Annotated in this window: 13 protein-coding genes; 8 read left to right on the forward strand and 5 right to left on the reverse strand. The window is 69.8% G+C overall.

Translation table 11 applies throughout. The features are described 5' to 3' along the window. Window positions 1-5: 5 nt before the first annotated feature. The 6 genes from V6S85_RS08355 to V6S85_RS08380 are packed head-to-tail and all read left to right on the forward strand — an operon-like array spanning window position 6 to window position 5,225. The gene (locus tag V6S85_RS08355) at window positions 6-767 is read left to right on the forward strand and encodes a hypothetical protein (RefSeq protein ID WP_334348663.1); all 762 of its coding nucleotides are present in this window, start codon (window positions 6-8) and stop codon (window positions 765-767) included. A gap of 21 nt (window positions 768-788) precedes the next feature. Further along, window positions 789-1,352 (forward strand): hypothetical protein, encoded by a 564-nt coding sequence (locus V6S85_RS08360; RefSeq protein WP_116570018.1) that lies wholly within the window; start codon window positions 789-791, stop codon window positions 1,350-1,352. Continuing rightward, window positions 1,349-2,518, forward strand: a complete 1,170-nt coding sequence (locus V6S85_RS08365; protein WP_334348664.1) for a hypothetical protein — start codon at window positions 1,349-1,351, stop codon at window positions 2,516-2,518. The genes V6S85_RS08360 and V6S85_RS08365 overlap by 4 nt, the downstream gene beginning before the upstream one ends. Further along, window positions 2,518-3,171: a hypothetical protein gene (locus tag V6S85_RS08370; protein WP_334348665.1), complete on the forward strand. Its 654-nt coding sequence runs from the start codon at window positions 2,518-2,520 to the stop codon at window positions 3,169-3,171. Before V6S85_RS08365 ends, V6S85_RS08370 begins: the two co-directional genes overlap by 1 nt. Then, window positions 3,168-4,580: a PASTA domain-containing protein gene (locus V6S85_RS08375; protein ID WP_334348666.1), complete on the forward strand. Its 1,413-nt coding sequence runs from the start codon at window positions 3,168-3,170 to the stop codon at window positions 4,578-4,580. The genes V6S85_RS08370 and V6S85_RS08375 overlap by 4 nt, the downstream gene beginning before the upstream one ends. Before the next feature lie 3 nt (window positions 4,581-4,583). Then, window positions 4,584-5,225 carry a hypothetical protein gene (locus V6S85_RS08380; protein WP_334348667.1) on the forward strand — a complete coding sequence of 214 codons (642 nt, stop codon included), beginning with the start codon at window positions 4,584-4,586 and terminating at the stop codon, window positions 5,223-5,225. A gap of 180 nt (window positions 5,226-5,405) precedes the next feature. Here V6S85_RS08380 and V6S85_RS08385 read toward each other — a convergent pair whose 3' ends face one another. From V6S85_RS08385 to gpmA, 3 genes are all read right to left on the reverse strand, one after another. Next, entirely contained in the window at window positions 5,406-6,668 is a 1,263-nt protein-coding gene (locus tag V6S85_RS08385; protein ID WP_116570023.1) for a pentapeptide repeat-containing protein, read from the reverse strand. Window positions 6,669-6,775: 107 nt separating this feature from the next. Further along, window positions 6,776-8,035 (reverse strand): pentapeptide repeat-containing protein, encoded by a 1,260-nt coding sequence (locus V6S85_RS08390; protein ID WP_116570024.1) that lies wholly within the window; start codon window positions 8,033-8,035, stop codon window positions 6,776-6,778. 168 nt (window positions 8,036-8,203) lie between these two features. Next, complete coding sequence (gpmA, locus tag V6S85_RS08395; protein WP_116489361.1) at window positions 8,204-8,917, reverse strand: 2,3-diphosphoglycerate-dependent phosphoglycerate mutase; 714 nt, start codon at window positions 8,915-8,917, stop codon at window positions 8,204-8,206. Window positions 8,918-9,016: 99 nt separating this feature from the next. Between gpmA and V6S85_RS08400 the strand changes: the two genes are divergently transcribed. After that, the gene (locus tag V6S85_RS08400) at window positions 9,017-9,262 is read left to right on the forward strand and encodes a hypothetical protein (protein WP_116570025.1); all 246 of its coding nucleotides are present in this window, start codon (window positions 9,017-9,019) and stop codon (window positions 9,260-9,262) included. Window positions 9,263-9,385: 123 nt separating this feature from the next. Continuing rightward, window positions 9,386-10,882, forward strand: coding sequence for a phosphomannomutase/phosphoglucomutase (locus V6S85_RS08405; RefSeq protein WP_116570026.1), 1,497 nt, complete (start codon window positions 9,386-9,388; stop codon window positions 10,880-10,882). 63 nt (window positions 10,883-10,945) lie between these two features. Here the strand turns inward: V6S85_RS08405 and V6S85_RS08410 are convergent, their stop codons facing one another. Continuing rightward, the gene (locus V6S85_RS08410; protein ID WP_133244843.1) at window positions 10,946-11,890 is read right to left on the reverse strand and encodes a hypothetical protein; all 945 of its coding nucleotides are present in this window, start codon (window positions 11,888-11,890) and stop codon (window positions 10,946-10,948) included. 135 nt (window positions 11,891-12,025) lie between these two features. Further along, window positions 12,026-12,403, reverse strand: a complete 378-nt coding sequence (locus V6S85_RS08415) for a response regulator (protein ID WP_116570028.1) — start codon at window positions 12,401-12,403, stop codon at window positions 12,026-12,028. Window positions 12,404-12,448 lie beyond the last annotated feature (45 nt).

Below are 12,448 nucleotides of genomic sequence, written 5' to 3' on the forward strand. Positions count from 1 at the left end.
CAGACATGTCGATCGGAAGAGAACTTCTGAACGTCCCCATGGGGGACATGATCCGCCAGATGGCCTTCGCCATCGCCGAGGGCCAGATCAAGCTCGACGCCAACAGCATCGAGGTCGCCGAGATGATGGGCGGCCTGCAGGCGGTCACCGACGACGAAGGCAACACCACCTTCGACGACAGCCGGATCTTCTTCGGCTACGACCTGATGACCCCCTCGGACGCCCTGGCCTATATCGAGGCCGACAACGCCATTTCGGGCGGCGACACCGCGGCCCTGGTCAAGGTCGTCGAGACCCAGAAGGCCGAACTGGCCAAGAACAAGGAAGATCCCAAGACCCTGATCCGCGTGCCGACGCGGCTGTCGATGCTGGAGCTGGGCTTCTCGCCGACCTTCTACCAGTTCGTCGACACGATCATCGAGGTGAAGATCGCCATCAAGATCACCCGGACCAGCGAGTCGAGCCACAGCTCGCGCAACACCAACCAGGTGACCACCAAGGGGGCGAGCTTCAGCTGGAGCCTGTTCCGCGGCCGCGCCGGGACCAGCAACACGAGCCAGGTCTCAACCAGCCAGGTCGACGCCACCTACTCGTCGAAATACAGCTATTCGGCCGAGGGCTCGAGCCTGCTGCGCACCAAGCTGGTGCCGATCCCGCAGCCGGCCATCCTGGAAGAGCGCATCCGCCGCCAGCTGGACGAGGAGGTCGAGCGTCGCCGCCGCCTGCTCGATATCAAGCTGGGCAAGGAAGAGAAGAAGGACGACTAATCCCCGGACGGAGGACGCGCCATGAGCGTGGGCACAGAACTGCTCGCCGTCCCCTTCCCGGAGATGGTGCAGCGCCTGGGGGTCGGCATCGCCACCGCCCAGCTTCAACTCGACCTCGTGTCGCTCCGCATCGCCCGGATGATGGCCGGCTATGACGAGGACGCCGACGAGGAAAAGGACGGCGAAGGCGCCAAGTCCAAGAGCTACATGGTCAAGTTCGGCGACGGGCAGGAATACAGCCTGCTGGAGCTGGGCTTCACGCCGACCTTCTATCAGTTCGTCGACACCGTCATCGAGCTGAAGATGTCGATCTCGTTCAAGTCCGAGACCGAGATCAAGCGCAGCAGCAGCGCCACCACGGTCAAGGCGGGCGGCTTCTGGACGCCGTTCGGCGGCGGCGGGGCGGTCAGCGCCAGCAGCGTCAGCGCCAGCTACGCGGCCAAGTACCAGTACAGCGCCGAGGGCTCGAGCCTGATGCGCACCAAGCTGGTGCCCATACCGCCGCCGGCCCTGTTCGAGGAACGGGTGCGCGCGCTGATCGAGCAGCGACGCGCGCCGCCGCCCAAGGACCCCGACGACGGATGAGCGATCCGCCCTGGAAGGACGCGCTGCGTCGCGCCAAGGCGCCGGCGCCGACGCCGGCCCGCGCGGCCCCCTCTCCGGCCGTCGGCCTGCCGCCGGGCGCCGATCCGGCCGCCCTGTCTCCGAACCTGGCGCGGCTGCTGGCCGAACGCCAGGCGCTGGAAAGCAAGATGGCCCAGCTGACCGGCCAGGGCGCGCTCGGCGATCCGCGCTACGCCGTGACCCCGCTGAACCAGCGCCGCGCCGAACTGGAGCGCTGGGGCGCGAGCCGCGATGTCGCCCGGGCCCAGGCCGGACCACGCCCGGACCCGCATCCGCCCGCCCTGCCGCCGGCGCTGCGCGGCACCGCGGCCGACGCCTTGCGGGCCACCGCCGGCGAAGGCCTGCGCGCCACGCCGGGCGAACAGGTGCGGCCGACGCCCGGAGGCCTGACGCCCGATCTTCGACGCTTCACTCCGACCGAGATCTTCGAGCGCCCCGCCGCCGCCCCGCGCGAGGCGCCGTGGGAGAGGCCGGCCGCCTCTCCTCGCCAGGCGCCCTGGGAACGGCCCGCCGCCTCGCCTCGTGAAACGCCGTGGGAACGCCCCGCCGCCCCGCCCCGTGACGCCCCCTGGGAACGTCCCGCCGCCGCGGCGTCGCGCGAGGCCCCGTGGGAACGCCTGGCGGCCCGGCGCGAGGCCGAGCCGCTGACCGAGCCCTCGCGCCGCCTGTCGTCCCTGGCCGACGCCGGGCGGGGCTTGCGCGACGCCGGCCGGGCGCTGCGCGATCCCGCCGAGCGCCCTCGCGCGGCGACCGCCACCGATCCGCTCGACCGCCGCCTGGCCAAGGCCCGCGACATGGTCAGCCGCGGCCGCAAGGCCTACGCCGCCGCCGAGCGCGCGCTCGACGGCGCCCGCGACGCCATCCCGTCCGACTGGATCGAGCGGGCCCGCGAGAAGATCCCCGGCCTGGGCCGCGCCGATCCATATGTGCGCGAGACGGCCCGCAAGCTGTCGTCCTATGTGGGCGAGGTCGCCGACTTCGCCGACAAGGCCGACCGCCTGCGCGAAATGGCCAGCGACGTGCGAGAGCTGAAGGAAGCCGACGAGGCCCGCGACGACGCCCGTCGCGACCGCGCCCTGGAGCGCCTGAAGGCCAAGCGCTCCGAAGAGTCCGAGGGAGACGCCTGATGCCGGCCGAAAGCCGCTTCGTCGGCAATTCGATCGAGGAGTTGCTCGTGGCCCTCGCCGAGGGGGTGCGCGAGGCGCAGCTGGCGCTGAACAGCGGCCCCAAGGTCGACGCCAGCGGCGCGCCGATCGGCGGGTACCAGCTGCCGTTCCTCGACTTCTCGATCAAGGTCGACATGCAGACCAAGGCCGACAGCGGCGGCCGGCCGATCGCCCTGCTGTTCACCGCCAAGGACCAGAACAGCACCAACCAGCAGGTCTCCAGCACGATCAGCGGACGGCTGGTGGCCACCCCGCCGGGCGAGGGCCTGCCCACGCCGCGCATCGCCGCCTCGGGCGGCGGCAATATCGGCGGCGTGGCGAACCTCTCGATCCTGGTCACCAACAGCGCCGGCGAGGTGCTGGCCGACCAGCCGGTTGAGCTGAACATCGACGACGCGGCCAGCGCCACCCTGTCGGCGGCGCGCGGCGTGGCCAATTTCGTGCGCCAGCCCGGCACCCGCCTGCAGCAGGCCCTGCTGCGCACCGGCTCCGACGGCCGCGCCCTGGCGACCCTGTCGATCGCCAAGGAGCCGCCCCGCGCCGTCGTCGTGGTGGTCGCCTCGATCGGCGCCTACAGCGGCCGCGGCGTGGTCGGGATGGAGGAAGTGGGATGAGCACCGCCTTCTCCTGGACCGCCCGCCTGACCGACGCCGACGGCAATGTCGCGGTCGGCGCGTCGCTGGACGTTCAGCTGTTCGACCTGAAGACCGGCGCCTGGGCCAGCGCCTCCAGCGCCAAGACCGACGCCACCGGCACGGCCAAGGGCGCGGGCGCCATCGCCGACGACACCCTGCCCTTCGCCCCGGCCTTCCGGCTGGTGGAGGGCGCGGGCGTGATCTCGGCCGCACCGGAATTCACCCGCAACGCCCGCACCGGCGCCCTGACCATCGACTTCGGCCAGGTCCGCCGCCTGGCGCCCGCCGAGACGGCGATCGCCCGCACCCTGTCGGCCCGCACCCTGCGGACGGCGACGCCGATCGGCGGGGTGGTGGCCACCGACGCCCCGGTCGCCACGCCCAGCGTCGACGTCGCCGCCGTCAGGGCCCAGGCCGTGGACGATACGACCAGGACCTTCACCGCCCGCCTGGCCAAGAGCGATCAGGACCTGGCTGCCCGCGACACCCAGATCTCGGCCCAGGCCAAGCAACTGGCCGAACGCGACACCCAGATCGCCGCCGTCCGCGCCAAGAGCGACCAGGACCTCGCCGCCCGCGACACCCAGCTCTCGGCCCAGACCAGGCAACTGGCCGAGCGCGACGCCCAGATCGCCGCCGTCCGCGCCGAGAAGGCCGACGCCGCCAAGGCCGCCGACGAGACGACCAAGACCCTCAACGCCCGGCTGGCCCAGCGCGACCAGGACCTGGCGAGCCGGGACGCGCAACTGGTCGAAAGCAGCCGCACGGCCGCCGAGCAGGCGAAGGAGATCTCCCGCCTGCGCGCCACCCTGGTCGCCAAGGACCTCGAGATCGACGAGATCAAGACCCGACCGCCCGCAGGTACGACCACGGGCACGACCACTGGCACGACCGGGACCACCGCCACGATCAATCCCGCCCTCGCCACCATGCGGACCGTCGCCGTCACCGACCTGGCCACCGACATGGCCACCCAGCTCGACACCGCCCAGAAGACCCTGAAGCCCACCGGCTTCTCGCTGGGCACGATCCAGATCAGCGCCAAGGGCGTGCTGCGCGACACCGGCAGCATGGAGTTTCCCGACACCGAGACCCTCAAGGCCCTGCCGCAGGACTCGCTGAGCGACCTGAAGTTCCAGTTCATCCCCGAGAAGGTCCCCACCAGCGACGACGGGCCGCGCGTGCCAGACGTGCTGCAACTGACCGAAAGCGCGGTGCGCCGGGTGCTGACCTCCGTGGGCCTGGTGCTGGAGGCCAGCACCGGTCCGCGCGGCCTGAACCCCGCCGTCGCGCCCGGCCAGGCCATGGTCCAGTCGCCGGGCGCCGGAACCATCATCGCCCGCGGCGCGCGGGTGATGGTCATCTTCGCCGACCAACAGGGAGCCTGACCGATGTCGCAGGACGCCGCCGATCTGCTCAGCGAAAGCCTGGCCACGCCGCTGGGCGAGGTGATCGCCGCCGTCGGGCGCGGCGTGGCCGAGGCCCAGGCCGCGCTCGACCAGGCCTCGCTGGCCGCCACCCTGGCGATGTACGAGAGCGACGGTGACGAGGGCCTGGAGACCCTGCGCTCGATCGGCTACCAGCCCACCTTCTACGTGCTGCCCGAGACCACCTGCGAGGTGCAGGTCTCGATGCACATCGGCGGCACCGGCGGCGCCGACGGCAGCGCCGGCACGTCGGGCCAGGCCGGGGCGATCGGCAAGGCCCGCACCTATGTCACCCCGGTCGACGCGGCCTTCCAGCAGCGCTACGCCTTCCAGGCCAGCGGCGCGGCCAAGCTGACCTTCAAGATCGTGCCCGTGCCTCCGCCCGCCGCCCTCGACGACGCCGCCCCGATGCCGGAGGTGCGCGGACTGACCGGCGCCGCGGCCGTGGCCGCGCTGTCGGCCCGCGGGTTCACCGCCGCCTTCGTCGACGCCAAGGGCGAGGCCGTGCCCGCCGAAAAGGCCGCCGACCAGACCGTCGCCTCGCAGGACGCCCCGCCCAAGGCGCTGGTGCGGACGACGAACGCGGTGACGCTGGGACTGAAATAGGCCGGTCGCCGCAAAGGGGAAGATCTGGATCTGCGAACCTCCCCCTGTGGGGGAGGCGATCGCAAAGCGATCGGTGGGGGGCGTTTTGGGGCAATCGGCCAAGGCGGCTGAAGCTGAGAACTTCCCCCCGCCGGCCTGCGGCCGCCTCCCCCAAAGGGGGAGGTTCCCTAGCTAGCCCCCTTATGCCGCCCCGAACTCCAGCCCCTGGGCCTGGCCGACGTCGCAGTCGCGGAAGCTGGCCTTGGCGATGCGGGCGCCGGTGAAGTCGGCGCCGCGCAGGTCGGCGCCGTCGAGGACGGCCTCGGAGAGGTCGGCGGTCTGCAGCATCGCGTAGCGCAGGCGGGCGGCCGCCAGGTTGCCGACGGTCTTGCGCTCGGGTCCCAGCGGCAGCGGCGACAGAAAGGCCTGGCGCAGGTCGGCCTTGGTCAGGTTGGCGCCGGTCAGCTTGGCCCCGCGCAGGTCCGCGCCGCGCAGGTTGGCCGCGCGCAGGTCGGCGTTCTGCAGGTTGGCGCCCTGCAGCTGGGCGCCCGACAGGTCCATGCCCACGAAGCAGGCCCCCTTGGCGCTCATGGCCGTCAGGCGCAGGCCCTTGAGGCGATCGCCGATCGGACGCAGGTCCTCGCCGTCGAGACGGGCGGCCGCGCCTTCCTTGCCGCCGGTCTGGCACCATTGCTGGTTGGCCAGGCACCGGGCATAGAGCTCGCGCGCCTTGTTCACCGCCTCGGGGGTCGAGGTCGTCAGGGCGCCGGTCATGTGCGCGCCGTGGACGCGGGCGGTCGAGGTGTCGACCCCCGACATCACCGCGCCCTGCAGGTTGGCCCCCTCGAGGTTGGCGCCCTTGACGTCGGCGTTGTCGAGGATGGCCCCGACCAGGTTGGCTTCCTTCAGGTTGGCGCCCGACAGCTTGGCCCCGCGCAGGGAGCAGTCGGAGAAGTCGGCCTTGAAGGCCGAGACGCCGGTGAACTGCGAGCCGTCCAGGGTGGCGCCCGAGAAGTTGACCTCGTCGACCTCGCCGTTGCGGGTCTCGTGCTTGACGGTGTCCAGGCCCTTGCGCGGGTGCGGAATGGCGATCTGGCCCTCGCGGAAGTCGGCCTGGGTCAGGTCGGCCTGCGAGAGATTGGCCCCGCGCAGGCAGGCGCCGCGCAGGTCGGCGCGTTGCAGGCTGGCCTGGCGCAGGTCGGCCTTGCGCAGGTCGCAGCCGAACAGGCTGGCGCGATCCAGCTTGGCGCGCACCATGCGGCAGCCGTCGAGGATCGAGGCGGACAGATCAGCGTCGGTCAGGTTGCGGAACGACAGGTCCAGGCCCGACAGGTTCATGAACCGCAGCGAGGCGCGCTTGCCGCCCTGCTTGCCGGTCACGAACTTCTCGTGGGCCGTGACGATCATGTCGAGTTCGGCCTGACTGAGCTTGCGGCGGCCCGCGAGACTCTGTGCGGCGTTCATTGCGGGACCCCCTCCCGTCTTACTGGAAAATCACTAGCGGACAATCGGATAACAGGAATCGACGAGCGAACGGTTAAGGTCGCTGCACACTTCTCAATTTGGGTAGCTCAGATGAGGTCTTCGAGCCCTCGGGCGCCCAGCCGGATGGTTCCGGTGATGTCGACGTCCTTGAGGTTGGCGTTGGTGAAGTTGGCCCTCGAAAGATCCGCGCCCACCAGGCTGGCGCCGCGCAGGTCGGCCCTGGCCAGGTCGGCGTTGGTCAGCAGCACGCCGGTCAGGTCGGCCGGCAGCAGCCGCTCCTTGCCGATCAGCAGCGGCCCGAGCTGGGCGTCGCGCAGATCCGAACCCGACAGCTTGGCGCCCTTCAGCCGCGCCCCCCGCAGGTCGGCCCGGCGCAGGTTGCAGGCCCGAAGGTCGGCGCCTTCGAGCTGGGCGCCCTGCATCTGCACGCCCTCCATGTCGAGGCCGTAGAACACCGCGTTCTTGGCCGACAGGGCCGTCAGGTTGAAGCCGCGGATGCTTTTCAGGTTGCGCAGGTCGGCCTTGTCGAACACCGACGGCTTGCCTTCGCCGCCTCCGGTCTCGCACCAGCGGGCGTGGTCGGCGATCATCTGCTCGTAGGGCATGTCGGAGACGTCGACGCCCAGGGCCTTGTCGGTCAGGGCCCCTTCCATGCTGGCCCCGGTGACGTTCCACGACATGGTCTTGACCCCGACCAGCACCGTGTTGCGCAGGTCCGCGCCAGCCAGGTTGGCGCCCGACAGGTCGGCCCCGGCCATGTTGGCGCCGTTGAAGTTGGCCTGCTTGAGGTTGGCCCGGACCAGCTTGGCGTCCTTGAGGATGGCGTCGCTGAAGTCGGCCTTGGTGGCGACGATGCCCGACAGCCGCGAGCGTTCGAGGTTGGCCCCCGAAAGGTTGGCGCCCATGGCGTAGGCCTCGCGCTGCACCGGCTCGATGATGCGGTAGCCCTTCTCGCGGTCGGCGGCGGCGATCTGGCCCTCGCGCAGGTCGGCCTCGAACATGTCGGCGCCGGTCAGGTTGGCGCCCCGCAGGCTGGAGCCGCGCAGGTCGGCCCGGCGCAGCGAGGAATCGGTGAGGTCGGCGCCCTGCATGTCGGCGCCGTAGAGATTGGCGTTGTCGAGCTTGCAGCGGCGCAGGTCCGCGCCCACCAGCAGCGCGCCGGTGAAGTCGGCGTCGCACAGATTGCGCCCGGCCAGGACCAGGCCCGACAGGTCGCAGAAGGCGAAGACCGCGCGCGCGCCGCCGAGCCTAGCCGACCACAGGCGGTCGTGCTTGGCGCAGATCACGTCGACTTCTTGTTGCGTCAGGCGCCGGTGTTCCTGGCCTGCCGCTGCCGGGGTGTTCATGCAAGCTCGCGTCGTTTCCCCGAAGGGTAAGCCAACTTGATGCGCCTGACAGCATTAACGTCGTGTTTCCAGGCACTTCCTGCGCGCAGACAAGACCTGAAACGACCTAGGGTTCCTTTCGCCCTCGGACGAAAGGAACCCTGGGAAATCTTACCCGAGAGCCTGAAGTCAGCCGATCGCCGGCAGCTTTTCGGCGCGGGCCTCGTCGAGATAGCGGGCGCCGGTCGGCTTGAGGTCGGCGTCCAGCTCGATGGCCAGCGGGTTGCCGGTCGGGATCTCGACCTTGACGATCTGGTCATCGGGCACGGCGAACAGGTGCTTGACGATGGCGCGCAGCGAGTTGCCGTGGGCGGCGACGAGAATGTTCTCGCCGGCCTTCAGCTTGGGCGCGATGGCCTCTTCCCAGTAGGGCAGCACGCGCACCAGCGTGGTGGCCAGGCTTTCGGTCGACGGCAGGCTCGCGCCCTTGTAGCGGCGGTCGCTGGCGAAGTCGTACTCGCCGCCCGGGGCGAGCTCCGGAGGCGGAACATCGTAGGACCGGCGCCAGATGGTCACCTGCTCCTCGCCGTGCTTCTCGGCGGTTTCAGCCTTGTTGAGGCCCGTCAGGCCGCCGTAGTGGCGCTCGTTCAGGCGCCAGTCCTTGGTGACCGGCACGAAGCTCTGGCTGGCCGCGTCGAGCGCCAGGTTGCAGGTGCGGATGGCGCGGGTCTGGACCGAGGTGAAGGCCTCGTCGATGTCGAGGCCGGCGGCCTTGATCAGTTCGCCGCCCTTGCGGGCCTGGGCCTCGCCCTCGGCGGTCAGGTCGACGTCGACCCAGCCGGTGAAGCGGTTCTCGAGGTTCCACTGGCTCTGGCCGTGGCGAAGCAGGACGAGGACGGGCATCTGAGCTCCTTGGAATTGGTCATGGCGGGCTAAGGCGCGCGGGACCTCGCGTCAAGCATCGCCCCTATCCAGCCACAAGGGGCGTGGTATAGGCGGACCATGCCCGATCGCATCTTCATGCCCCTTTGCGCGCTGGTCGCCCTGGCGATGATCGCCTTTTCCATGGTCTGGCCGCAGGGCTACGGCGAGCGTTCGCCGGGCCCGTTCGGCTCCACGCCGATCCAGCAGACTCCGGAGATGAAGGCGCTGATCGAGAAGGAAAAGACCGCCGCCCGCCGCAGCGAACAGCGGCGCGCCCAGGAAGCCGCCGCGGCGGCCGCGGCCAGCGGCGACCCGTCGCAATAGCCGCTTCTTCTCGCGCCATTATCGATCAATCGTCACATTGATCGATCATCGTCGTACGAAGAGGGTGGAAAACAACCACCCCGACAGCTAAACGCACCCCATCACTCATTGAAGCGAGCTCCAATGTTCTCGATTCCCCGCGCCGATCTGGTTCCGAATACCGCCGCTTACGAAAACGAGCCGCTGGTCAAGGCGACGGGCTTCCGCGAATACGATGCACGCTGGCTGTTCGGCCCCGAGATCAACTTGTTGGGCGTTCAAGCGCTGGGCCTGGGCCTGGGCACCTACATTCATGAACTGGGCCAGTCGAAGATCGTCGTCGGCCATGACTTCCGCTCCTATTCCTCGTCGATCAAGAACGCCCTGATCCTGGGCCTGCTGAGCGCCGGCTGCGAAGTCCACGACATCGGCCTGGCCCTGTCGCCGACCGCCTACTTCGCCCAGTTCGACCTCGACATCCCGTGCGTGGCCATGGTCACCGCCAGCCACAACGAAAACGGCTGGACCGGCGTGAAGATGGGCGCCCAGAAGCCCCTCACCTTCGGCCCCGACGAGATGGGCAAGCTGAAGGACATCGTGCTGGGCGCGAAGTTCGTCGAGCGCGACGGCGGCAAGCTGATCCGCGTCGAGGGCCAGGCCGAGCGCTACATCGCCAACGTCGCGACCCGCGCCAAGGTGACCCGCCCGCTGAAGGTGCTGGCCGCCTGCGGCAACGGCACCGCCGGCGCCTTCGCCGTCGACGCCCTGCAGCGCATGGGCGTGTCGGACGTGATCGGCATGGATACCGATCTCGACTACACCTTCCCCAAGTACAATCCGAACCCGGAAGACCTGGAGATGCTGCACGAGATGGCCAAGGCCGTCCGTGAGCACGGCGCGGACCTGGCCTTCGGCTTCGACGGCGACGGCGACCGCTGCGGCGTGGTCGACGACGAGGGCGAGGAAATCTTCGCCGACAAGATCGGCCTGATGCTGGCCCGCGACCTGGCCCCGCTGCACCCGGGCGCGACCTTCGTGGTCGACGTCAAGTCGACCGGTCTCTACGCCACCGACCCGATCCTCAAGGAGCACGGCTGCAAGGTCATCTACTGGAAGACCGGCCACAGCTACATCAAGCGCAAGAGCGCCGAGACCGGCGCCCTGGCCGGCTTCGAGAAGAGCGGCCACTTCTTCATGAACGCCCCGCTGGGCTACGGCTACGACTGCGGCCTGACCGCCGCGGCCGCCGTGCTGGCCATGCTCGACCGCAACCCGGACAAGAAGCTGTCGGACCTGCGCAAGGCCCTGCCGGTGGCCTTCACCTCGCTGACCATGAGCCCGCACTGCGCCGACGAGGTCAAGTACGGCGTCGTCGCCGATGTGGTGAAGGAATACGAGGACCTGTTCGCCGCCGGCGGCTCGATCCTGGGCCGCAAGATCACCGAGGTGATCACCGTCAACGGCGTGCGCGTGCACCTGGAAGACGGCTCGTGGGTGCTGGTCCGCGCCTCGTCGAACAAGCCCGAAGTGGTGGTCGTGGTCGAGAGCACCCAGTCGGAAGACGACATGCGCGCCCTCTTCCGCCAGGAAGTGAAGCCGCGCCTGGGCGACCGGGTCGGCAAGTACAACCAGGAAATCTGATCGGGCTTACGCCCCTGAAGAACGAAAGGCCGGGGAGCGATCCCCGGCCTTTCTTGTTTGTCCCTATCGGCTGATCTGCTTCGCCCGCTCGATCATTTCGCGGTAGGCCGCCATCTGGTCCTGCATCAGCTGCGCCTGAAGAGTCTCCTCCCGCCCGATCGGGAGCATGTCGTCCCTCACGCGCAGGCGTTCTGGCCCCGCAGCCTCAAGCTTGGCGGCAATGGCCCCCACCCCGACGGCGCTCCGTTCCAGAGACTGGAGGACATCCAGCTGGAGACGATGCTGACGCTCGAAGGCCGCGGCCAGCGCCGCATCCTTCAGGCCGTCGGCCAACTCGGCGCGATCGAGCTTGGCCTGGGCGATCTCGCATTCCCTGCCGAGCGCCGCCAACCTGCGGATGTTGGTTTCCGCGCGGCGCAGGGCCTGGGCCGTGGCGGCGCCGTCGCTGACTTCGCCGCCATAGCTCAGCAGGGCCGCCACGCCGTCGTAGAGCTCGGCCTGGGCCAGGACAATCTGGCGGTCGGATGAGTCCCTGGGCAGCATCGCGGCCCGCGCCCGGGCGGCCAGCGCCTGGCCGGCGGTCATCTTCACGCCGCCGCTCATCAGCGTGCTCATCGCCTTCTGCAGCGCCGTGTCGTCACCGTTCCGGGCGGCGACCAGCAACTGCCGCATGTTCTTGATCAGACCGACCACGTCATCGGCATAGACCGTCGCGTCCCGCGTGGTGGCGGCGACCATACGATCCTCTTCACTCGCCCCCGTCCAGGCGGGCAAGGCGCGCAATCGGCCCGCCGTTGCAGTCGCCTGGACTTCGGCCTGATCCAGCTGAGCCACCACCGCTGCAATGCCCTCCTTGCCGGGCGTGCGGTAGATCGCGCTGAAGTCGACGCCCTGGACGCTCTGGCCCAGCTGGTCGACCAGGCTGGTTATCGTCTGCACGCGATCGAGAAGGGCCGAAGTCGTCGAGGCGCCGCCTTCGGCTGCGACCGCCGGAGCGGTCGCCGCCAAGGCCCAGGCTCCCTGCGACGCCAACAAAACCAGGGCGACACCCGTCGCCAAACATGCCTTCCGCAACACCATCGCCCCCGCGAATACTCACCAAAGCTCAGCTATGGCGCGTACAGCGTGACCGGGCAACAAGGCTCAGGCCCCGAGCACCTCACCGATCTTGTCGACCAGCGCCTTGCCGGTGAAAGGCTTCATCACGTAGCCCACCGCGCCCAGCTGCAGGGCCTGGACGATGCGGTCCAGCCGCCCCTCCCCCGTCAGCATCAGCACGGGGATGTCCTCGGCGCCCTGCGCCGACTTCAGGCTGCGCAGGGCGTCCAGGCCCGAAAGGCCGGGCATGCGCACGTCGAGCAGGATCAGCGACGGCGGCGCGGCGGCCACCGCCGACAGCAGCTCCTCGACCGTCTCGAACGTGCGCGCGCCATAGCCGCCGCGACCGAGCTGGATCTCGACCAGCTCGCGCGTCAGGGCGTCGTCGTCGGCGACATAGATCTGAGGCGGCGTAACCAGCATGCGAACTCGAAAAAGGTTAACGCTGCTGCTTACCGCGCCGGCGGA

Source organism: Caulobacter sp. CCNWLW153 (assembly GCF_036889365.1).
GTDB classification, from domain to species: Bacteria; Pseudomonadota; Alphaproteobacteria; order Caulobacterales; family Caulobacteraceae; genus Caulobacter; species Caulobacter radicis.

Coding starts and splice junctions, on each gene's coding strand:
- V6S85_RS08390 (WP_116570024.1), bottom strand. CDS start 8,035: ATGAACACCCCGGCAGCGGCAGGCCAGGAACACCGGCGCCTGACGCAA.
- V6S85_RS08375 (WP_334348666.1), top strand. CDS start 3,168: ATGAGCACCGCCTTCTCCTGGACCGCCCGCCTGACCGACGCCGACGGC.
- V6S85_RS08360 (WP_116570018.1), top strand. CDS start 789: ATGAGCGTGGGCACAGAACTGCTCGCCGTCCCCTTCCCGGAGATGGTG.
- V6S85_RS08385 (WP_116570023.1), bottom strand. CDS start 6,668: ATGAACGCCGCACAGAGTCTCGCGGGCCGCCGCAAGCTCAGTCAGGCC.
- V6S85_RS08400 (WP_116570025.1), top strand. CDS start 9,017: ATGCCCGATCGCATCTTCATGCCCCTTTGCGCGCTGGTCGCCCTGGCG.
- V6S85_RS08365 (WP_334348664.1), top strand. CDS start 1,349: ATGAGCGATCCGCCCTGGAAGGACGCGCTGCGTCGCGCCAAGGCGCCG.
- V6S85_RS08405 (WP_116570026.1), top strand. CDS start 9,386: ATGTTCTCGATTCCCCGCGCCGATCTGGTTCCGAATACCGCCGCTTAC.
- V6S85_RS08415 (WP_116570028.1), bottom strand. CDS start 12,403: ATGCTGGTTACGCCGCCTCAGATCTATGTCGCCGACGACGACGCCCTG.
- V6S85_RS08370 (WP_334348665.1), top strand. CDS start 2,518: ATGCCGGCCGAAAGCCGCTTCGTCGGCAATTCGATCGAGGAGTTGCTC.
- V6S85_RS08380 (WP_334348667.1), top strand. CDS start 4,584: ATGTCGCAGGACGCCGCCGATCTGCTCAGCGAAAGCCTGGCCACGCCG.
- gpmA (WP_116489361.1), bottom strand. CDS start 8,917: ATGCCCGTCCTCGTCCTGCTTCGCCACGGCCAGAGCCAGTGGAACCTC.
- V6S85_RS08355 (WP_334348663.1), top strand. CDS start 6: ATGTCGATCGGAAGAGAACTTCTGAACGTCCCCATGGGGGACATGATC.